This window comes from Halosegnis marinus, assembly GCF_029338355.1.
In the GTDB taxonomy this organism is placed as follows: domain Archaea; phylum Halobacteriota; class Halobacteria; order Halobacteriales; family Haloarculaceae; genus Halosegnis; species Halosegnis marinus.
This window is the reverse complement of record NZ_CP119802.1, coordinates 539,528-558,012: the sequence shown is the minus strand read 5'-3', so window position 1 is coordinate 558,012 and position 18,485 is coordinate 539,528. Positions and strand designations below refer to the sequence as shown.

Annotated in this window: 24 protein-coding genes; 10 read left to right on the top strand and 14 right to left on the bottom strand. The window is 73.4% G+C overall.

What is annotated here, in order from left to right; translation table 11 throughout:
- Positions 1–75 precede the first annotated feature (75 nt).
- Positions 76–1,374, bottom strand: coding sequence for a glycosyltransferase 87 family protein (locus tag P2T37_RS03275; RefSeq protein ID WP_276235331.1), 1,299 nt, complete (start codon positions 1,372–1,374; stop codon positions 76–78).
- A 49-nt stretch (positions 1,375–1,423) separates the two neighbouring features.
- Entirely contained in the window at positions 1,424–1,894 is a 471-nt protein-coding gene (locus tag P2T37_RS03270; RefSeq protein WP_276235330.1) for a hypothetical protein, read from the bottom strand.
- A gap of 76 nt (positions 1,895–1,970) precedes the next feature.
- Here P2T37_RS03270 and P2T37_RS03265 point away from each other — a divergent pair, with 76 nt between their 5' ends.
- Genes P2T37_RS03265 through P2T37_RS03250 form a run of 4 tightly spaced genes read left to right on the top strand, consistent with a single transcriptional unit; the run spans position 1,971 to position 4,069 of the window.
- The gene (locus tag P2T37_RS03265) at positions 1,971–3,014 is read left to right on the top strand and encodes a zinc-dependent alcohol dehydrogenase family protein (RefSeq protein WP_276235329.1); all 1,044 of its coding nucleotides are present in this window, start codon (positions 1,971–1,973) and stop codon (positions 3,012–3,014) included.
- A gap of 43 nt (positions 3,015–3,057) precedes the next feature.
- On the top strand, positions 3,058–3,207 hold the full coding sequence (locus P2T37_RS03260) for a hypothetical protein (protein WP_276235328.1): 150 nt from the start codon (positions 3,058–3,060) through the stop codon (positions 3,205–3,207).
- A 4-nt stretch (positions 3,208–3,211) separates the two neighbouring features.
- Entirely contained in the window at positions 3,212–3,613 is a 402-nt protein-coding gene (locus P2T37_RS03255; protein WP_276235327.1) for a DUF8159 domain-containing protein, read from the top strand.
- Positions 3,614–3,655: 42 nt separating this feature from the next.
- Positions 3,656–4,069: an acyl-CoA thioesterase gene (locus P2T37_RS03250; RefSeq protein WP_276235326.1), complete on the top strand. Its 414-nt coding sequence runs from the start codon at positions 3,656–3,658 to the stop codon at positions 4,067–4,069.
- On the opposite strand, the gene P2T37_RS03245 is transcribed toward P2T37_RS03250, so the two are convergent.
- Positions 4,058–5,086, bottom strand: coding sequence for a S66 family peptidase (locus P2T37_RS03245; RefSeq protein WP_276235325.1), 1,029 nt, complete (start codon positions 5,084–5,086; stop codon positions 4,058–4,060). The genes P2T37_RS03250 and P2T37_RS03245 overlap by 12 nt on opposite strands.
- A 49-nt stretch (positions 5,087–5,135) precedes the next feature.
- Positions 5,136–5,363 carry a DUF7543 family protein gene (locus P2T37_RS03240; protein ID WP_276235324.1) on the bottom strand — a complete coding sequence of 76 codons (228 nt, stop codon included), beginning with the start codon at positions 5,361–5,363 and terminating at the stop codon, positions 5,136–5,138.
- Positions 5,364–5,437: 74 nt separating this feature from the next.
- Between P2T37_RS03240 and P2T37_RS03235 the strand changes: the two genes are divergently transcribed.
- Together P2T37_RS03235 and P2T37_RS03230 are read left to right on the top strand one after the other, a co-directional pair.
- The gene (locus P2T37_RS03235) at positions 5,438–5,857 is read left to right on the top strand and encodes a DUF8009 family protein (protein ID WP_276235323.1); all 420 of its coding nucleotides are present in this window, start codon (positions 5,438–5,440) and stop codon (positions 5,855–5,857) included.
- 199 nt (positions 5,858–6,056) lie between these two features.
- Entirely contained in the window at positions 6,057–6,296 is a 240-nt protein-coding gene (locus P2T37_RS03230) for a DUF8028 family protein (RefSeq protein WP_276235322.1), read from the top strand.
- Here the strand turns inward: P2T37_RS03230 and P2T37_RS03225 are convergent.
- Positions 6,293–7,288, bottom strand: a complete 996-nt coding sequence (locus P2T37_RS03225) for a PrsW family intramembrane metalloprotease (RefSeq protein ID WP_276235321.1) — start codon at positions 7,286–7,288, stop codon at positions 6,293–6,295. The two genes, P2T37_RS03230 and P2T37_RS03225, sit on opposite strands and share 4 nt — an antisense overlap.
- A gap of 64 nt (positions 7,289–7,352) precedes the next feature.
- Positions 7,353–8,279 (bottom strand): DMT family transporter, encoded by a 927-nt coding sequence (locus P2T37_RS03220; protein ID WP_276235320.1) that lies wholly within the window; start codon positions 8,277–8,279, stop codon positions 7,353–7,355.
- A gap of 105 nt (positions 8,280–8,384) precedes the next feature.
- On the opposite strand from P2T37_RS03220, the gene P2T37_RS03215 reads away from it, so the two are divergent.
- Positions 8,385–9,008 carry a ribonuclease HI gene (locus P2T37_RS03215; RefSeq protein ID WP_276235319.1) on the top strand — a complete coding sequence of 208 codons (624 nt, stop codon included), beginning with the start codon at positions 8,385–8,387 and terminating at the stop codon, positions 9,006–9,008.
- A 6-nt stretch (positions 9,009–9,014) separates the two neighbouring features.
- Here P2T37_RS03215 and P2T37_RS03210 read toward each other — a convergent pair whose 3' ends face one another.
- From P2T37_RS03210 to P2T37_RS03185, 6 genes are all read right to left on the bottom strand, one after another.
- Positions 9,015–9,569, bottom strand: a complete 555-nt coding sequence (locus P2T37_RS03210; RefSeq protein ID WP_276235318.1) for a SprT-like domain-containing protein — start codon at positions 9,567–9,569, stop codon at positions 9,015–9,017.
- A 39-nt stretch (positions 9,570–9,608) separates the two neighbouring features.
- Positions 9,609–10,949, bottom strand: a complete 1,341-nt coding sequence (gene hemA / locus P2T37_RS03205) for a glutamyl-tRNA reductase (RefSeq protein ID WP_276235317.1) — start codon at positions 10,947–10,949, stop codon at positions 9,609–9,611.
- The gene (locus P2T37_RS03200; RefSeq protein WP_276235316.1) at positions 10,946–11,593 is read right to left on the bottom strand and encodes a precorrin-2 dehydrogenase/sirohydrochlorin ferrochelatase family protein; all 648 of its coding nucleotides are present in this window, start codon (positions 11,591–11,593) and stop codon (positions 10,946–10,948) included. Before P2T37_RS03200 ends, hemA begins: the two co-directional genes overlap by 4 nt.
- Positions 11,590–12,672, bottom strand: coding sequence for a siroheme decarboxylase subunit beta (gene ahbB / locus P2T37_RS03195; RefSeq protein ID WP_276235315.1), 1,083 nt, complete (start codon positions 12,670–12,672; stop codon positions 11,590–11,592). The genes P2T37_RS03200 and ahbB overlap by 4 nt, the downstream gene beginning before the upstream one ends.
- A 59-nt stretch (positions 12,673–12,731) precedes the next feature.
- A complete protein-coding gene (locus P2T37_RS03190) occupies positions 12,732–13,136 on the bottom strand; it encodes a DUF5778 family protein (RefSeq protein ID WP_276235314.1) in 405 nt (134 codons plus the stop codon).
- Positions 13,137–13,284: 148 nt separating this feature from the next.
- Positions 13,285–13,479 carry a cold-shock protein gene (locus tag P2T37_RS03185; protein WP_276235313.1) on the bottom strand — a complete coding sequence of 65 codons (195 nt, stop codon included), beginning with the start codon at positions 13,477–13,479 and terminating at the stop codon, positions 13,285–13,287.
- 88 nt (positions 13,480–13,567) lie between these two features.
- On the opposite strand from P2T37_RS03185, the gene uppS reads away from it, so the two are divergent.
- Positions 13,568–14,479 carry a polyprenyl diphosphate synthase gene (gene uppS, locus P2T37_RS03180; RefSeq protein WP_276235312.1) on the top strand — a complete coding sequence of 304 codons (912 nt, stop codon included), beginning with the start codon at positions 13,568–13,570 and terminating at the stop codon, positions 14,477–14,479.
- On the opposite strand, the gene P2T37_RS03175 is transcribed toward uppS, so the two are convergent.
- Positions 14,480–15,088 carry an undecaprenyl diphosphate synthase family protein gene (locus tag P2T37_RS03175; RefSeq protein ID WP_276235311.1) on the bottom strand — a complete coding sequence of 203 codons (609 nt, stop codon included), beginning with the start codon at positions 15,086–15,088 and terminating at the stop codon, positions 14,480–14,482.
- Between the two features lie 89 nt (positions 15,089–15,177).
- On the opposite strand from P2T37_RS03175, the gene P2T37_RS03170 reads away from it, so the two are divergent.
- Together P2T37_RS03170 and P2T37_RS03165 are read left to right on the top strand one after the other, a co-directional pair.
- Positions 15,178–16,533: a DUF92 domain-containing protein gene (locus P2T37_RS03170; RefSeq protein ID WP_276235310.1), complete on the top strand. Its 1,356-nt coding sequence runs from the start codon at positions 15,178–15,180 to the stop codon at positions 16,531–16,533.
- Complete coding sequence (locus tag P2T37_RS03165) at positions 16,530–16,967, top strand: GNAT family N-acetyltransferase (RefSeq protein WP_276235309.1); 438 nt, start codon at positions 16,530–16,532, stop codon at positions 16,965–16,967. Before P2T37_RS03170 ends, P2T37_RS03165 begins: the two co-directional genes overlap by 4 nt.
- Here the strand turns inward: P2T37_RS03165 and dnaG are convergent.
- Complete coding sequence (gene dnaG, locus P2T37_RS03160; RefSeq protein ID WP_276235308.1) at positions 16,947–18,278, bottom strand: DNA primase DnaG; 1,332 nt, start codon at positions 18,276–18,278, stop codon at positions 16,947–16,949. The genes P2T37_RS03165 and dnaG overlap by 21 nt on opposite strands.
- Positions 18,279–18,485 lie beyond the last annotated feature (207 nt).

The window sequence follows — 18,485 nt, the reverse complement described above, 5'->3', positions numbered from 1 at the left end:
GCGTCGCCCCCGTCCCGCCAGCTCGTGAACCGCGAACGGTGGGGGCGACCCGCGGTGACGAAAGCGTCCGCCCGGTCACGCGAACGGGCCACGCCCGGCGGCCTCGGCGGTCCGTGCCGCCGCAAGCCCGACGAGGAGGAACGCGCCCCACATCGCCGGCTGGAGGACGCCCACGGCGGCCGTCGCGAGCGCCGGGGCGTCGGCGTGCCACGCCGAGACGGCGAACGCGACGTACGCGTGGACGTGGACCAGTCCGACCGCGAGCAGCGGGAGCCACGGGCGGCCGCCGCGCCGGTACTCGACGCCCGCGAGCAGGACGGCGGGGACGAGCAGGACGACGAGGTCCTGGGTGTACGCCGTCGGCGCGACGAGCGGGAAGACGGCGACGCCGAGCCCGAAGGTGGCCCACCGGGTCGCCGGGTCGCGGGCGTCGCGGGCCGCGAGCGTCACGGCGACGGTGCCGACGACGACGCCCGCACGGGCCACAGCCGAGAGCAGCGGCGTGACGTTCCCGAGCGCGGCCAGCGGCTCGAAGTAGCCGGGGTGCCAGTGGACGAGCGACAGCGGCGGCTCGGTCCACCCCTTCCCCCACAGGAGCACGTCGAGGTAGCGCAGGTGGGTGTCGATGCCGAACACGGCGAGCGAGAGTCCCGCCGCGGCGAGGCCGACGGCGAGCGCGCCGACCAGGCGCACCCGGTCGCGCAGGAGGTGTGCGCCGCTCGTCAGGTAGTAGGGCTTGATGCCGGCGGTGAGGGTCGTCAAGCCGCCGGAGAGGTAGCGCCACCCGCGGCTCCCCGTCTCGCCGGCCCGCTCGCCCGCGACGAACGCGAACGCGAAGCCGGCGGCCACGAACGTCGACACCTGCCCGAGTTTCACGGAGAAGAGCAGGGGGTAGAAGCAGGCGAGCGCGGCGGCGAGAACGACGGCGTCGAGGCGGTCGACGGTCGCGCCGACGGCCCGCGCCGCGGCGAGCAGGCCAGCCCACAGCGCCGCGAACCCCCCGGCCTCGAACAGCACCGCGCTGACGTCTGACCCCGGCGGTCCCCCGACGAGCGCGGCGACCGGGTCGGCGAGGCCCGCCTCGAACCACGGGACGAACCCGAGGACGTACACCGGCGGGTAGAGGTAGGTGGCGAAGTAGCCGCCCGAGGGGTGGGTCCAGTACACCGTCTTCCCCGCGTACCAGCGGTCGACGGCCCCGGCGTAGGCCGCCCAGTCGTTGAAGTGGAACGGCTGGACGCGGTAGCCGAGGCCGAACAGCTCCACCGCGGGCGCGGCGGCGAGACACAGGGCGACCGCGGCGGCGAGGGCGGCGGTCGCCGGCCGCCGGCCGCGCGCCGCCACGAGTCGGCGCAGTACCCCCCGCTCCCCCATCGTGTCGGGGGGAAATCACGAACGGTGTATATGTCTTGTGCGTTGACCGTTACAGCAGGCCGCTCCCGAGGTGGACGACGGGGACGGCGACGACGACGTACGCGAGCGCCGACAGCGCCCAGTCGCGGACGATGGCCGTCCGGCGACTGCGCCGGGCCCGCGAGCGCGGGAGGACGACGCCGACGAAGAAGGCGACCATCAGGACGAACAGGACGGCGCCGGCCCCGAGCGTCGCCGCGAGCGAGCGCCCGTCGAGGACGAACTCCGTCGCGTACAGGAGATACACGAACAGCGGGCCGGTGAGCAGTCCCGCGACGTAGTGGACGACGCTCGCCAGCCGCGGGTGGGCGTCGTCGGGGTGCGTCTCGGTCAACACGCCCGCGGCGACGCGCGGCGGCGTCTCGCCCTGCGGGAGTCGCGCCATGACGAGGTCCATGACCAGCGTGGCGAGGACGGCCGCGAGCAGGCCGAGCGGGAAGCGGAGCGCCGGGTCCGGGCCGGGAACGGCGACGGGTTGCATGGACACGGCGACGCACGGGGGCCCCAAAGCCGTACCGCCGCGGGGGTTTTTGCTCCCGCGGGCCGCAGCCGTTCGCATGCGCGCAGCACGCTACCACGGCCCCGGCGACATCCGCGTCGAGGAGGTACCGAAGCCCGAGATAGAGGCCCCCGGCGACGCCGTCGTCCGCGTCACCCACACGGCCGTCTGCGGCTCCGACCTGTGGTTCTACCGCGGGGAGACGGACCGCGAGGTGCCGTCGCCCGTCGGGCACGAGCCGATGGGCGTCGTCGAGGAGGTCGGCGACGACGTGGTGTCGCTCGAACCCGGCGACCGCGTCCTCGCGCCCTTCGCCATCTCCTGCGGGGAGTGCGAGTTCTGCCGGAAGGGTCTCCACACCTCGTGTGCGAACCGCTCGTCGTGGGGCGGCGACAACGGCGGCGGGCAGGGCGAGTACGTGAAGTGCCCGACCGCGGACGGGACGCTCGTGAAGGTGCCCGACCGCCACGCCGACGACGAGGAGACCCTGCGGTCGCTGCTCCCGCTGACGGACGTGATGTCCACCGGCCACCACGCCGCGGTGTCGGCGGGCGTCGAACCGGGCGCGACCTGTGCCGTCGTCGGCGACGGTGCCGTCGGTCTCTGCGGCGTCCTCGCGGCCCGCCGCCTCGGCGCGGAGCGCATCATCGCGATGGGCCACCACGAGGACCGCCTCGCCATCGCCGAGGAGTTCGGCGCGACGGACCTCGTGACCGCGCGCGGCGACGAGGCCGTCGAGGAAGTGACCGAGATGACCGGCGGCGGCGTCAACCACGTCATCGAGGCCGTCGGGGCGGAGTCGTCGATGAACACGGCGTTCGGCGTCGCGCGGCCGGGCGGCACGGTCGGCTACGTCGGCGTCCCGGCCGGCGTCGAGGAGGCGGAGTTCCTCGGCGCGGCGTTCGGCGACAACATCGCCCTTCGAGGAGGAGTCGCGCCCGTGCGCGCCTACATCGAGGAGCTGATGGCCGACGTGTTGCAGGGGACGCTCGACCCCGCGCCGGTGTTCACGAAGACGGTGGACCTCGACGGCGTCCCCGAGGGGTACGCCGCGATGGACGAGCGCGAGGCGGTGAAGGTGCTCGTCGAGATCGACGCGTAAGCGAGCCGAACGTTCTATCACCGCGCGCGGCGTACGAGTCGTCATGCCGCGGTGTGCCTCGTGTGGTGACAGCGTCCCCGCCGATGGGGAGTGGATAGAGCTGCGACACCACCACCGATACATGTGCTTCGAGAGCGCCTTCTGCGGGAGCGACTGCGCGACCGCGTACCTCGCCGACGGTCTGGAATCGTGAAGTCGTGAGGACGCGCCGCCGCCTGCTCGCGGCGGCCGGCACCGTCGCGCTCGCCGGCTGTTCGGGCGGCGACGCCCCCGACGACCGCTTCCGCGACCGTCTCACGGGGGCGGGAGTCGGGATACGCGCGCTCTCGGTCACGAGCGGCGCGTGGGTGCTCGAATACCTCACGACGGCGACGAGCCCCGAGGAACTCCGCGCCGGGGCGCGGACGGTCGCGCTCGCGTACGCGGCGACGGTGCCCGGCGGCGACCACCGCCTCGACGCGACGGCCATCGCCGACGCCGAGGGCGCGGTCGGCGCCGAGTGGGCCGCGCGCGGGTCGTGGGCGCGCGCCAACGCCGACGGCGACCTCTCCGCGGACGACTACGTCGAGCGCATCGCCGCGGACACCGACGACTTCTGACCGAACCGAAACGCCCGTGGACCCGGGGGGCGCGCTCCCGGTATGGACGACGCCTTCCGCTTCACCGAGGAGATACCCCTCCGGCTCCGGGACCTCGACCAGATGAACCACGTCAACAACGCCGTCTACGCGACGTTCCTCGAACAGGCGCGCTCCGCGTACTTCCGGGACGTGGTGGGCCGCCCGCTGAACGGGGTCGGGATGGTCATCGCGGACCTCGAACTCGACTTCGAGCGCGGCGTCACCCTCGACGCCGGGCGCGTCACCGTCGGCGCGCGCGTGACCGAACTCGGCCGCTCCTCGATTCCGATGGCCTACCAGGTGTGGGCCGACGGCGAGCGCGCCGCGACGGGCGCGACGACGATGGTCCACGTGGACCGCGAGGCCGGCGGCTCGAAGCCGATTCCCGACGCGTGGCGCGAGACGATAACCGAGTTCGAGGGGTTAGAACCGTAGCCGCTCGGCGTCGGCGTCCACGACGCACTCGGCGCCCATCGGGAGCGGCGCGACGGGACGCGCGTGCCCGAACTCGACGTCGGTGACGACGACCGCGTCCGAGTACTCGCGGACGACCTCGACGACGGCCTCGCGCTGGCGCTCGCGGTAGGCCGCCCGCTCGTCGGGGGGACGCTCGGTGCCGAAGCCGCGCGCCTTCGCCCGGCCGACGAGCACCGCGCCGACGTCGAGCGCGCCGCGTTCGCCGAGGCCGTACAGCACCCGTCGCACCTCGCCGGCGGTCGGGAGTTCCTCGGACGTTTCGAGCAGGAGGACGCTCCCCGCCGTCTCCTCGGGGACGCATGCGTCGGCCATCAGGTGGGTCGAGAGCACCTCCAGACAGCCGCCCCACGTCCGCCCCTCGACGCGACCGGAGCCGTGCCAGCGGCGGTCGCCGGCCTCGTACTCCGGGTCGCGGTCGAGGGCCGCCGGGTCGTGCCAGTCGAGGTCCTCGTCGCTGTACCGGCCCGCGGGCCGCACCGCGCCGAGCGCGTCGTCGAAGAGGGCGCGTTCGAGGTACTCGCGGGTGTAGTCGTCGATACCGCCCGGCTCACAGACGTCGGTGAACAGCGTTCCCCCGTAGAAGGAGACGACCCCCTGCGCGCGGCAGAAGGCCGCAAAGGAGGTGTTGTCGCTCGTCCCGTAGAACCGGGTGGGGTTGTCCCGTATCGCGGCGGGGTCGAGGTGCTTCAGGACCCGTATCTGGTCGTTGCCGCCGATGGCCGCTATCACGCCGTCGATATCGGGCTCGCGGAACGCCCGCTCCAGTTCGGCGGCGCGGCCCGCCGGGTCGTCGTAGAGGTCGCGGGCGTCCGCGCGGAGGCTGTCGTACGCGACCGGTTCCAGCCCGAACTCCGTGCGGGGCGCTCGAACCCCAGTTCGACGAGGTGGTCGGGGTACGTGCTCGAGCGGGCCACCGCGGCGGGGCGGCAGACGGCGACGCGGCTCCCCTCCGAGAGGGCGGGCGGCACGGTGCACTCCATACCCGGTGGCGACGGCCCGCGCACTTGGGCGTTCGCCCGGCGTGTCACTCCACCTCGTTCGCGTCCAGCAGCGCGGTCGCGGGGTCGAGCGCCGCGTCGCGGTCGGGCGCCGTCCGGTGGTCGTACGTCTGCCCGTCGGGGGCCTGTTCGAGGCGGTCGAGGCTCACCGCCCACGTGCCGGTCGCCGTCTCCCGGGCGACCACGCGGGCGTAGCCGTCCGTCCGCTCCCACTCGATACGGCGCTCGTCGTCGCGCGTGCGTTCCCAGCCCATGCCCGGCGTTCCCCGGCCGGGGCCAAAAGCGGCGCGGGGGAACGCTCATTTCGGTCGCCCGCCTCGGTGGGGGCGTGCAGACCGACGACCCGACGGACGTGCGCCGCATCGTCGTCCACGCCGACGACGTGGCGACGGCGCTGGAGGCGAACGCCCGGCGGGACGCGGGCGCGGTGTTGCGCGTCACGCCGCCCTTCTCGCCGCGCATCCGCGCGCGCCTCCACATCGCGGGCAAGGAGTCGCCGTACGGCGACCCCGCGCCGCTCCACGTCGCGCCCGAGTCGCTCGTGCCCGACGCGCCGGCCTTCCCCGACCCGGACGACACCGAGGACGCGCTCCGCGAGGCCGGCGACTACTCCGTCGAGCGCCACCGGACGGCCCACGAGGAAGCCGTCGAGTCGTGGCGCGCCGCCGTCCGGGACAGCGTCGCGGAGCGGGCCGTCGTCGAGACGCCGGCCGGCCCCCACGAGGTCGAGGTGGCGACGCTCGGCTGACGGGCGACGGACGCGTGGCCGACCCGCGGCGGCCCGGCGTCCGACGAGACGCGACGAGCGAGCGCCGTGAAACGTCGCGGGCGCTCTCGCCCCGTCGCGCGGGTCGGGACAGGCGGAGCCTGACCGCGTGAAACGTCGCGAAACGTCCCGAAGGCTCGGCCCGTTATATGACGCGTCCCGCCCTCGTCCCGAGTGTCCGATGTCCACTCACAGCTCCTCCACCCGAACCGACGCCGGGCCGCTGCGTCGGGCCGCGACGCGCCTCCGCTCGCCCGCGGAGCGCGTCGGCTTCTGGGGCGCGATTCTCATCCCGGTCTCGTACCCGCTCCTGCTCGTCTCGGGGCCGGGCGGGAGCCGCGGCGCGGTGCTGTTCGCCGCGCTGGTCGTCGCCAACGTGGCCGCGCTCCTCGCCGGACACGGCCACAACCGCGAGGACTAGTCCGCGCCCGCCGCCTCGCCCGTCGCGCGCCGGTAGTGGCTCCGGTAGCGCGAGAGCTTCCGGTAGAGCAGGTAGCCGAACACGCCGTCGTACACGAGGATGAAGGCGAACAGGAGCAGGAAGCCCGGCACGCCGGGCAGGGCGCTCCCGAGCAGGCCGGGGACGACGTTGACGAGGCTGTTGTACGTCGCGTGGATGAGCGCCGCGACGAGCAGGCCCTTCACGACGATGGGGCCGGCGTCCTCGCGGTTGAACTTCGCCAGGCCGAGGTAGTAGCCCGCGAACGCCGAGTAGATGACGTGGCCCGGCCCGACGAACGCCCGCGAGACGGATGTGCCGACGGCGGCGCTCGTGAACGGCTGCGCGCCGGCGAGCGCGCCGGCCTCCAGCGCCCCCTGCGTGATGTACAGCGCGTTCTCGACGGTTGCGAACCCGAGGCCGGCGACGGCCCCGTACACCGCGCCGTCGACGACGGCGTCGAAGCCCGCCCCCTCGAACGCGTACACCCGGACCGCGAGCCACTTCACGAACTCCTCGACGGGCGCGACCACGAGGTAGAAGTAGGCGAACAGCCCGAACACGGGGACCAGCCCCCCGACGACGGGCCGGAGCGCGGAGTTGGCGAGCGCCGCGAACGACGCGAACAGGACGGCGAGCAGGAACGTGACCGCGAGCGGGAGCCACGGCTCGCGCATCGTCGCGTCGTGGTACCAGACGAAGCCGACGAGGAGGAACGCCGGAACGACCGAGAACAGCGTCAACACGCCGAGGCTCGGCTGGGTCGTTATCGCGTAGCCGATGACTCCGACCTGCGCGACGAGCAGCAGGGCCGCGACGAGCACGAGCAGGCCGGTGCCGCCCCTCCGTATGGCGGTGTAGATGCCGCTCGCGGCCCGGTCGAGCGTTCCCCGCCGCTCCCAGTCGGCCACGTCGTAGAGGTCCTCGTCGGGCAGTCCCTCGGCCACCGGGTCGCGGGCGTCGTCGCCTCCCATGTCGGCCGTGTCGTCTCCCGGCGGACGGAAAACGGTAGGGGGGTGCCCGGTCTCTCGGCCCCAGTCAGCCCGCTCGGGCGACCACGTCCCTGATGGCCTCGCGCTTCACCAGCACGAAGCCGGCGAGGATGACGAGGAAGCCGGCGGCGGCCGCGGCGTCGACGGTCTCGTCGAGGAGGAGGAAGCCGACGAGCGCGGCGACGGGCGGCGCGGCGTACGAGACGAGGTTTATCTCGACGGGACCGAGCCGTTCCAGCAGGTCGAAGTAGACGAGGAAGCCGAGCGCGGAGGCCGCCACGGCGAGGTAAGCGAGCGCCGCGAGCGCCCGCGGCGTGAACTCCACGGCGGCGACCGACTCCCCGACGGCGACGCTGGCGACGTGCATCATCGCCGCGCCGGTCACCATCGCCCACGCCTCCATCGTCTCGATGGGCAGGTCGGTGTCGAGCCGACGGGTGAGGACGGACCCCGACGCGAACGAGAGGGTGGCGAGGAAGACGAAGACGACGCCGGGGGAGACGCCGAGGTTCCCCGGCGCGGGGTCCGTGAGGACGACCACGCCGACGAGGCCGAGCAGGAGGCCGAGGACGCCGACGGGGGTCAGCCGCTCCGACGGGAGCCACAGCCGCGAGAAGCCGGCGGTGAGGACGGGCGACAGCGAGACGACGACGGCCGCGGCGGCGCTCGACACCGCCGGGTCCGTCTCCCCGACGAAGAGGAAGGCGTGGTAGGCGGCGATCATCAGCGCGCCGGCGACGAGCGTGGCGGTCCACTGCCGGCGGCCCCGGGGCAGGAACTGGTCCGTCGCGTAGGCGGCGTAGCCGAGCATCAACACGCCCGCGATGTCGTAGCGCAGCGCCGCGAACAGCACGGGCGCGTCGAAGAAGCCCGCGGGCGCCGCGGGCGTGCCGAGGCCGGCCTTGATGGCGACGAACGCCGACCCCCACACCGCCGCGAGGACGAGAAAGAGCGCGAGGTTCCGGTGGCGCACGGCCGGACTCGGCGACCGCCCGGCGAGAAGCTTTCGGAGTCGAAGCCTGTCAAACGTTGGCGAACAAGCCGTGACTTTATGCGCATGGGGCGGCGAGCGTGACATATGGCCGCATACGGCCGGCCGGCGCTCCGGGACCTGTTCGACGACAGCCCTACCCCGCACATCGCGCACCCCCCGCGCACCCACCACCGCGACTTCTACGTGGCCACGGACGGCTCCTTCCGCGACTCCGGAGCCGGCGGGCTGGGCGTCGTCATCGAGACGCGCGACGGCGAGACGGTCGCCCGGCTCTCCGTGCCGGACGCCCCGCCCGACAACAACGTCGCGGAGTACCGCGCGCTCCACCTCGGGCTCGACGTGCTCGCGGCGCGGGCCCCCGCGTCGGCCCGGGTCGGCGTCGCCCTCGACCACGACGACCTCGCCGCGAACGTGAACCGCGCGGCGCTCGCGCTGGCTGCGCCCGACGCCCGCCCGCCGCACCCGTGTCGCGTCCCGCCCGCGACGAACCACCACTGGCGGGGCATCCGCGCCCGCATCGGCGGCTTCGCCGAACTCCGCGCCGCCCGGCTGGACTCCCGCGAGAACCCCGCCCACCCGCTCGCCAACGACCCCGGAAGCTACGCGCACGTGAACCACGAGCCGGCGCGGTGTGTCGTCCCCGACGCCCCGGAGACGACGGGCGAGCAGATACCCCCGCCGAGCCGCGCCGACCGCCACGCCGACTGACCGTTCCTACCACTCCTCGATGCGTTCGCGCGCACCCCGGTAGCCCGCCGCCGTCCGCCACGTCTCGCCGGAGGCGACGTGTTCCACCTCGTAGCGCGAGCCACAGCGGCCGCACCGCCGGCGCTCCGGCTCCGTGACCGTGGCCGCGGCGCGGTGGCGGTCGGCGCGCCAGTCGCACGCGGGGTCCGTACACCGCAGGCGGAGCCGCGCCGCGGCGAACGTCGGACAGGTCGTCGTCACGTCCAGCCGGTCGGCCTGCGCGCGGAAGCGGGGGCCGTGGCCCGCCTCGCCGAACTCGCGGTACTCCCACGCGTGGACGAGCTCGTGGCGGACGACGCGGGCGAACTCGTTCCACGAGAAGGCGTCGGCGGCGCGCCGGGCGAGCCGGATCGTGACCTCGCCGGTCGCGGGGTCGTAGCGGCACGCGCCGGCGCGCCGCTTCGCGCGCTCGGACACCTCCCACGAGAGCGCGTCGGGGTCCACGTCGATATCGACGGTCCGTGCGTACTCGCGGGCGCGGGCGAGCAGGGCGTCGCGTCCCGTCGGCGGCCACTCGGGCATCTGTCGGAGGTGTCGCGCGCGGCGGCGAAAAGGCGTCGGTCAGTCGTCGGAGGGGCCGAGCTGGTCGAGGACGGCGGGCGGGATGCCCTCGCGGACCGCCGCCGGGAGCTCCTCGGGCGCGGTGTCGTGGAGCTGTCGGGGGCCGCCCGTCGTCGGGTCGAACAGCTGGAGCGCGGTGTGGATGGTCGACCAGTCGTCCTCCTCGGCGGCGTCCCGGAGGCTCCGGGTGGGCGCCGCGAGCAGCTGTGAGACGAGCGCGTCGGCCATCGACTCGACCACCTCGCGCTGCTCGTCGGAGAACTCCCCGTCGTCGAGCTTCGAGAGCGCCGTGCGGAGTTCGCGCTGCTTCATCCGCTCCGCCCCCTCGTACATCGCGGAGATGACCTGGTCGGCGCGCTTGCGCTTGTACTGCGCGAGCAGGTTCTCCAGCTCCTCGTCTATCATCGCCTCGACGCGCTCGGCGGCGACCCGGCGCGCCGAGAGCGTCTCGTCCGTGACCGACTGGAGGTCGTCGAGGTCGTGTATCTCGACGCCGGCCACGGTGCCGGCGGCGGGGGCCACGTCGCGCGGCTGGGCGATGTCGATGAGGAGCGTCTCGCCGGCGTTGCGCAGCGTCGCCTCGTCGACGACGGGGTCGGGAGCGCCCGTCGCGGCGACGACCACGTCGGCCTCGGTGAGCGCGAGCGGGAGCGCGTCGAGGCTCACGGCGGTCGCATCGCCGTCGAGGTTGGCGACGACGAGCCGCGCCCGGTCGTGCGTGCGGTTGGCGACGATGACGCGCCCGACGGCGTCGTCCAGCGCCTTCGCCGCGAGCGTCCCCATCTCGCCCGCGCCGACGACGAGGCCGGTCGCGCCCGAGAGGTCCCGTTCGCGGGCCGCGAGTTCGACCGCCGCGGAGCCGAGCGAGACGACGCCCTCGTTGATTGCCGTCTCCGTACGCGCGCGCTCGCCGACGTGAATCGCCTTCAGCAGGGCGTCCTCCAGCGTCGGGCCGACGCCGCCGGCCTCGTCGGCCGTCTCGTAGGCGGCGCGCAGTTGGCCGAGTATCTGGTCCTCGCCGACCACGAGCGACTCCAGCCCGCAGGCCACGCGCATGAGGTGGCGCAGCGATGCCTCGTGGTCGAGTTCGCGGAGCGCGTCTCCGTCGGTCGCGGCGAACCGCTCCCGGAGCAGTTCGATGCCGTCGGCCTCGTCGGCCGTGACGACGTACGCCTCCGCTCGGTTGCACGTCTGGAGGGCGAAGGCCTCCTCGACGGCCGGGTTCGCGAGCAGGTCGGCCACGACGGCCGCCTCGCTCTCCCCGCACGCGGCCTCTATCTCGTCGACGGACGCGTCCGTGTGGGAGACGCTCAGTCCGGAGATTATCGTTGCACCTGTCACGGGTCGTCACCTACGACGCCGTCGACGACGGCGTCGGCTTCCTGTGCGGCTTTAGACGCTCCCTCACCTAAATGCTTCCAAACCCGGTCGTTTTCGACGACGCTTCGCACCGCCGCCCGGCGCTTTTCGGGGGCGACCCCCTCGCGCTGGAGCCGGTCGCGCAGCTCCCCCGTCAGGTCGGCCATCGCGCCCGCGTCGGCCAGTTCCGACTCGATGCGCTCCCGGAGGTGCTTCGACAGCGCGGGGGAGGCCCCGCCGGTCGATATCGACACCACGACGTCGCCGTCGCGGACGGTGGCGGGGACGACGACGCTCCCCGCGTCGCGCCCCCCGTGTTCGTCCGTGCGGTTGACGAGGACGCCGCGCCCGCGGGCCTCGCTCTCGACGCGGGCGTTGAGCGCCCCGTCGTCGGTGGCCGCGACGACGAGCGCCGGGTCGGTCCGGTCGAGCCAGCCGCCCACCTCGTCGGGCGCGGGGGCCTCGCGGACGCGCTCGGCCCCGCCGAAGTCGGCGTCGGCGAACTCCGGCGCGACGACGACGACGCGGGCCTCGCGGGCGAACCGCCGGGCCTTGCGCGCCCCGACCGGCCCGCCGCCGAACACGAGCACCGTCTCGCCCGCGAAGTCGTGGAGGAGCGGAATCACGCCTCCTCCGCGGCCCCCGTGTTCGCCTTCGCGCGCTCGTCGAGCCTGATGCCCGTCTTCTTCAGGATGCGCGTCGAGAACAGCGTGTCCCAGTCCTCCTCGCCGACGTCCCAGTGGTCGGCCATCACGTCGCGGACCTGCTCGATGCGCTCGCGGGATTCGGCCTCGTCGCGACCGTGCGTCATCGCGAAGAAGTTGTACGGCCAGACGCCCTCGTGGCGCGGCCGCCGGTAGCAGTGGGTGACGAAGTCGAGCGACGCCACCTCGGGACCGACCGCCTCGACGAGGTCGTCGGGCACGTCCCAGACGGTCATCCCGTTCTCCGTGTAGCCGAGCGCGTAGTGGTTCGGGATGACGCCGACCCGGCGCACCTTCCCCTCCGCGTCGAACCGTTTCACCGTCTCCACCACCCACTCGACGGGCTTGCCGAGCGCCTCGGCCACGTCCGCGTACGGGGTTCGGGTGGTCGGCAGGCCGCCCTGTATCTCCATCACGAGGTCGTACTCGTCGGGCGTGAGGAAGTCCCGGCCCGACGGCTCCACCTCGGGACCGAGGGCCGAGAGGTCGAGGTCGCCCTCGGGGACGGGGCCGTCCATGAGGAACTTCGCGCCGACGTGGAACTCCCGGAGCTTCGGCATGTCGTACGTCTCCTGGCCCGTCGCGTCCTCGATGCGGTCGAGGACGGGCGCGACGCCGTCGCGGTCCGCGACCGAGACGACGAACCACATGTTGAGGTGCGGGTGCTCGCGCTCGTAGTTGTGCGCCACCTCGCGGAACCCGTTCACCGTCTCGGCCACCTCGTCGTAGCGCTCCGGCGGGGCGTGCATCGCCACGAGCGACGCCGCGCCGCCGATCTCCTCGGCGTTGACCAGCGCGCCGAACCGCGAGAGCGCGCCCGCCTCGACCATCCGGGCGATACGCTCGCACAGTTCGTCGGCGGTCACGTCAACCCCGCGCTCGCGCAGGGCCGCGGCGGCCGGCTCGTAGGGGTCCGCGACGACCGGGAACCCTCCCTGAAAGGCGTTCACGACGGCCCGGTCCGTCCGGTCGAACTCGTAGTCGACGTCCCCGCGTGTCATAGCCCGAACTGGGGGCTACCCGCGTATAAACGGCGCGGGAGCCGCGGGGCGGTCCCGGGTCAGTCGCCGAGGACGCTCGTGACGCGCAGGCCGTCGGCCTCGAGGTCGGCGACGATACCGTCCTGGTCCGCGTCGGCCTCGTAGTAGAACACCACGTCGTAGGTGCCGTCGCGCATCAGCTGCTGGCACTCCCAGACGAACCCGTCGCCGTCGAGCGTGAGTCCCTGGTGCTGATTGACCCCGAAGTCCGGGTCGTCGTTGCCGGAGTGGACGTAGGTGTCCGTCGGCTCGATGCCGGCGTGTTCGGCGATGACGTTGCCGACGTCGAGCGTCAGCTGGTGGAGCGTCGGCTCCTCCTCGCCCGTGAGGTCCGTGTGGACGATGACGCCGTTCAGTTCGATGTCGCCCGGTTCGAGGAGCGCCTTCGTCCGCTCGTAGAGGTCGTCGTCGACGGCGTCGCTCATACGCCGGCTGGGTCGCCGCCAGATAAACAGCCACCGATTGCACGCCGGTCGCGCGGGCCGGAGCCGTCGCTGGTGAAGGCTTGTATCGACGCCGTAGGAACACGCCGCCGCAGTCTGATACCGCTACCGCCGTCGTGACACCGTGGCCTTACAGCCGCGTGACGTTCGTCGCGCGCGGGCCCTTGTCGGCCTGCTCGATGTCGAACTCGACTTCCTGGCCCTCCTCGAGGTCCGGGCCGCCGACGTCCTCCATGTGGAAGAAGACGTCCTCGTCGGAGTCCTCGGTCTCGATGAAGCCGTAGCCGCCGGTGTCGTTGAAGAAGTCAACCTTGCCTGTCGCCATTGCAGTCGGAAGGAGACCACTCTCGTATAAAAATCCACCGGGGAGTCGGGTCACAAGACTGATTGTCGGCGCTCGCGCACCCGCGACCATGACCGGGTGGCTCCGCCGTCGTGCCCTCTCCCTCTACGAGCGCCTCCTGGAGCGCGAACTCGGGGGCGCGCCGAGCCACGTCGCCGTCATCCAGGACGGCAACCGCCGCTACGCCGAGTCGCGCGGCAAGGAGAAGACCGAGGGGCACCGCGCCGGCGCGGAGACCACCGAGGCGATGCTCCGGTGGTGTCGCGACCTCGGTGTCGAGGAACTCACGCTCTACGCCTTCTCCACGGAGAACTTCGACCGCCCCGAGGACGAACGCGAGGCGCTGTTCGACCTCATCGAGTCGAAGCTCCGCGGCTTCGCCGACCGCGACGAGGTCCACGAGAACGGGGTCCGCATCCGCGCCATCGGCGAGGTGGAACGGCTCCCGGAGCGCGTCCGCGACGCCGTCGCCTACGCCGACCGCCGCACCCGCGGCTACGACGACCTCCGCCTGAACGTCGCGCTCGCCTACGGGGGTCGGGCCGAACTGCTCAACGCCGCCCGCGCCGCCGCCCGCGACGTGGCGGCCGGACGACTCTCGCCCGCCGACATCGACGCCGCCGAACTGGACCGCCGGCTCGCCTCCCGGCCGACGCGCGACGTGGACCTCATCATCCGCACCGGCGGCGACGAGCGTACCTCGAACTTCCTGCCGTGGCACGCGAACGGCAACGAGGCCGCCGTGTTCTTCTGTACGCCGTACTGGCCGGAGTTCCGCCGCGTCGATTTCCTGCGGGCCATCCGCACCTACGAGGCCCGCGAGGAGTCGTGGCGGCGCACGCGCGCCCGGCGGGCGCTCGCGCTCGTCTCCTCGTTCCGGGGGACGGACCTGCCGGAGGCCCGGCGCGTGCTGGACCGGCTTCGGGGGTCGCTCTCGGAGGAGGAGTTGGCAGAGGCGGGCGTGGAGGGGGCCGCGGACTAGCTACCGCCCGAACCGCCGCTGTCGTTCCTGGTACTCCCGGAGCGCGCGCAGGTAGTCGCGCTTCCGGAAGTCGCGCCAGTTCACGTCGGTGAAGTAGAGCTCCGAGTAGACGGACTGCCATATCATGAAGTCGGAGAGCCGCTCGGCGCCCGTCTTGATGAGCAGGTCCGGCGGCTCGGGGAGGAGCAGTCGCTCCTCTATCTCGGCCTCGTCCACCTCGTCGGGGTCGAGGTCGCCGGCCTCGACGGCCTCCGCGACCCGGCGCACGGCCGTGGCGAACTCCTCGCGCCCGCCGAGGCCGATGGCGACCTGCACGGGGGCGTCGGCGGGTTCGTCGTCGTCGGGGCCGCGGACGGCGACCGGGCGGGGGGCGTCGAGGTCGTCCAGCGTCCGCCGGAGGGTCGGCACGGCGTCGGCGTCGAGTACGCTCACAGAGACGGTGACGCGTTCCGCGCCGTAGTCGAACGCCCACCCGAGGAACTCCCGGAGGGTGTCGTACGCGCCGGGCTCCAGCAGGTCGCGCTCCGTGATGACGAGCGCAACGCGCTCGGGGAGCGTCCCGTCGGCGACCCGGAGGCGCGCGGCGAGGTAGCGGTCGTACAGGCCCACGCCGGTCGATGGACGGCACGGCGGCCTAAGTCCCGCGGTTCGGGCCCGCGTTCGGGAGGGTTAAGTGCGCGTCGCGGGAACCGACGGCCGTGTCTGACGTGAGGCGTGCGGCCGCCTTCGCGGCCGTGGGTGTCCTCTCGCTCGTCGCGGCGGCGGCCGCCGGGCAGCCGGACGCTCGCGTCGCCGCGGTCGTCGCCGCGGCCCCCTTCCTCCTCGTCGCCGGCTTCGCGCTGGCCGTCGCCGGGCCGGACGGGCCGCTGTTCGACCTGTTCGCGCGGCGCACCGACTACGAGGAGGGGCGGCTGTTCGGCCTCGGCGGCTTCGCGCTCGCCGGGGCGGGATTGGCCGCGCTCGCCGCCGGGTCGTCGCTCCCGCCCGTCGCCTTCGCCGTGAGCGTCTTCGCGCTGGTCGGCGGCACGGTCGGCGCGGCCGTCGTCGAGGCGCGCCGCCCCCACGAGTTCCTCGCGACGGCGGTGTTCGCCGGCGTCGGCTTCGCGTGGGGGCTCGTCGGCGGCCTCGCCGCGCTCGGCGTGGGCTACGGCGTGACGGACCTCTCCTACCCTCCCGAGGCGGTTCCCGCGCCCACGCTCGTCTTCCTCGCCGCGACGGCCGCCGTCGCCGCCGCGCTGCTGCGGACCGTCCTGTTCGCCCGCGACGACCCGCTCGTGACGGTCTCCGTCGCGTTGGTGTTGTGGCTGTTCGCCGGGCTAGAGGTGACCGTCCCGCCGACGCGGCTCGGGGTCGGGCTGGCCGTCACCGTCCTGCTCGGCTACGTCGCGTACGCGCTCGGGACGGCTAGCGTCGCCGGGATGCTCACCGGCGTCCTGCTCGCGCTGTTCGCCATCGTCCTCGGCGGCTACGGCTGGTTCGCCCTGCTCGTGACGTTCTTCGGGCTGGGGGGGCTCGCCTCGAAGTACCGCTACGACGAGAAGACCGACCGCGGCATCGCGGAGGCGAACGAGGGCGCCCGCGGCTCGGGCAACGTCCTCGCCAACTCCGCGGCGGCGCTCGCGGCCGTCGTCGCCTTCACCGCCAGCGAGGGGATGGCTCCCGCCTACGCCCCCGTGTTCCGGTTCGCCTTCGCCGGCGCGGTGGCCGCCGCGCTCGCCGACACGTTCTCCTCGGAGTTCGGCGGCCTCTTCGACGCCCCCCGCCTCGTCACGACGTTCGAGCGCGTCGAGCCGGGCACCGACGGCGCGGTGACGTGGCAGGGGGAGGTCGCCGGGCTCGCCGGCGCGGCGCTCATCGCCGGCATCGCGGCCCTGTTCTTCGAGCTGGGGCCGGTCGCGGCCGGGCTCGTCGTCCTCGGCGGCTTCGTCGGGATGACCGTCGATAGCCTGCTCGGGGCGACGCTCGAAGGGGGTCGGGTCGGAAATCAGGGGGTGAACTTCCTCGCCACGCTCTCGGGCGCGGTGGCGTGCGGGGCGCTCTCGTGGCTGCTGTGATACGCCCCGCGACCGCCGCCGATCGCCCCGCCGTCCGCGAACTCCAGAAACTGCTCGACCACCGAGCGCCCGCGCTGCTCGAAGCCGCCTTCGACACCGAGGTCCGGGGTATCGGCGGCGACGCTTTCGTGGCCGACGACGGCGGCGTGGTGGGGTACGCGCTCGCCGTGCCGGGCGCGCGCGACGCCGACCCGAGCGTCGTCTACCTCGCCGAACTCGCCGTCGCGCCGGGCGTCCGCCGCGAGGGGTACGGCCGCCGGCTGGTCGCGGCGCTCGCCGACGGGTACGACCACGACCAACTGCGCGTCACCGTCGCGGCCGACGACGACGGCGCGCGCGCCTTCTACACAGCGGCGGGCTTCTGGGAACTGGCCGACCTCCCCGACCGCTTCGACGGCGCCGACGGCGTCCTGTTAGTCCGCGACCTGTCGTAGCTGGTCCGCGGTCCGGACCCGGACGCTGGCGGGCTGTTTGACGAACTCGCCGGCCGACGCCGCGACGACGCCGCCGACCCCGCGCTGGGCCGCCACGTCGAGCAGACGCTGGCTCGCCTCGTCGTCCACGACGACCGTCTCGGGGACCGTCTCGGCGTCGCGCACCAGCTCGAACGCGCCGTCCGCGTCGCCCTCCGCGAGCGTCTCGAAGTCGGCCGAGAGCAGGCGCGCGCGGCCCGACCCCGCGCCGATGACCGCGTCGACGTGGCCGCCGAGCGTTCGAGGGTCGTCTGCCTCGTCGGCTGCCTCGTCGGTTGCTTCGTCGGTCGCCTCCTCGTCTGCCTCGTCGTCCGCCACTGCCCCCTCCTCCTCCTCGGCCGTCCCGTCCGGCTCGGCGTCGGGGTCGTCGTCGGCCTCGCCCTCCGGCTCGGGGACGACCGCGGTATCGACGCCCGGCTCGCTCCGGCCGCCGGCGACGGTCGCGCGCGCGGCCTCCAGGTCGTCCTCGCCGGCGACGAGTTCGTAGGGTGCCTTCTCGCGGAGCGCGGCCATCACCTCGGCGCGGTCGAGGTCCTCGACGGAGCGGTCCGGGGGCGCGAAGGCGACGAACTCCACCTCGCCCACCTGCGCGAGCTCCCGGAGGATGAGCTCGCCGCCGCGGTCGCCGTCGAGGAAGGCGGTCACGGTGCGCTCGCGGCTCAGGTCGGCGACGGCGTCGGGGACGTTCGTCCCCTCGACGGCGACGGCGTTCTTGATGCCGTACTTCAGCAGTTGGAGCACGTCCGCCCGCCCCTCGACGACGATGACGGCGTCGGAGTCGGCGACGCGCGGCCCCGCGGGGAGGCCCTCGTACTCGGTGATGTCCTCGACCCGGACGGCGCGGCGCACCTCCTCGACCAGCTCCTCGCTGGAGAGGACGCTCCCGTCGAACGAGTCGTGGAGGAGGGTCGTGGCGCGCTCGACCACCTCGCGTCGCTTGGCCGCGCGCACGTCCTCGACCGTCTCCACGTCGATGGTGGCCCGGCAGGGGCCGACCCGGTCGATGGTTTCGAGCGCGGCCGCGAGGATGGCCGTCTCGACCTTGTCGAGCGACGTGGCGATGGTTATCTCGCCGAACGACTGTCCGTGTGCGGAGTCTATCTCGACGTCGATGCGTCCCACCTTCGAGGAGTCCTGGAGGTCCCGGAGGTCGAGGTCGTCGCCGAGCAGTCCCTCGGTCTGCCCGAAGACGGCGCCGACCACGTCCGACCGTTCGACCACCCCGTCGGCGGTGATGTCCGCGTGGATGAGGTACTTCGCTGTGTCCTGCATGATGTGATGTGCCCCGGTGGGGGCGTGAATGGTGATGCGGCCGCGCGAGCGCGACCACCTCCGGTAGTCGTTGCGGGCGGAAAACCGTACCGACACCGTCGGCATCTGTCCGCGTCGTCCACAGGGTCGTATCGAAGAGGATTATTCTTCGAGACGGGCTATCGAGCAATCGAACGACAACACTTAGGCTATCGACACTCTGGTATC

What these genes read in the sequence shown, in the direction of transcription:
- P2T37_RS03275 (WP_276235331.1), bottom strand. Translation starts at nt 1,374, where the DNA reads ATGGGGGAGCGGGGGGTACTGCGCCGACTCGTGGCGGCGCGCGGCCGG.
- P2T37_RS03270 (WP_276235330.1), bottom strand. Translation starts at nt 1,894, where the DNA reads ATGCAACCCGTCGCCGTTCCCGGCCCGGACCCGGCGCTCCGCTTCCCG.
- P2T37_RS03265 (WP_276235329.1), top strand. Translation starts at nt 1,971, where the DNA reads ATGCGCGCAGCACGCTACCACGGCCCCGGCGACATCCGCGTCGAGGAG.
- P2T37_RS03260 (WP_276235328.1), top strand. Translation starts at nt 3,058, where the DNA reads ATGCCGCGGTGTGCCTCGTGTGGTGACAGCGTCCCCGCCGATGGGGAG.
- P2T37_RS03250 (WP_276235326.1), top strand. Translation starts at nt 3,656, where the DNA reads ATGGACGACGCCTTCCGCTTCACCGAGGAGATACCCCTCCGGCTCCGG.
- P2T37_RS03240 (WP_276235324.1), bottom strand. Translation starts at nt 5,363, where the DNA reads ATGGGCTGGGAACGCACGCGCGACGACGAGCGCCGTATCGAGTGGGAG.
- P2T37_RS03230 (WP_276235322.1), top strand. Translation starts at nt 6,057, where the DNA reads ATGTCCACTCACAGCTCCTCCACCCGAACCGACGCCGGGCCGCTGCGT.
- P2T37_RS03225 (WP_276235321.1), bottom strand. Translation starts at nt 7,288, where the DNA reads ATGGGAGGCGACGACGCCCGCGACCCGGTGGCCGAGGGACTGCCCGAC.
- P2T37_RS03215 (WP_276235319.1), top strand. Translation starts at nt 8,385, where the DNA reads ATGGCCGCATACGGCCGGCCGGCGCTCCGGGACCTGTTCGACGACAGC.
- P2T37_RS03210 (WP_276235318.1), bottom strand. Translation starts at nt 9,569, where the DNA reads ATGCCCGAGTGGCCGCCGACGGGACGCGACGCCCTGCTCGCCCGCGCC.
- ahbB (WP_276235315.1), bottom strand. Translation starts at nt 12,672, where the DNA reads ATGACACGCGGGGACGTCGACTACGAGTTCGACCGGACGGACCGGGCC.
- P2T37_RS03190 (WP_276235314.1), bottom strand. Translation starts at nt 13,136, where the DNA reads ATGAGCGACGCCGTCGACGACGACCTCTACGAGCGGACGAAGGCGCTC.
- P2T37_RS03185 (WP_276235313.1), bottom strand. Translation starts at nt 13,479, where the DNA reads ATGGCGACAGGCAAGGTTGACTTCTTCAACGACACCGGCGGCTACGGC.
- uppS (WP_276235312.1), top strand. Translation starts at nt 13,568, where the DNA reads ATGACCGGGTGGCTCCGCCGTCGTGCCCTCTCCCTCTACGAGCGCCTC.
- dnaG (WP_276235308.1), bottom strand. Translation starts at nt 18,278, where the DNA reads ATGCAGGACACAGCGAAGTACCTCATCCACGCGGACATCACCGCCGAC.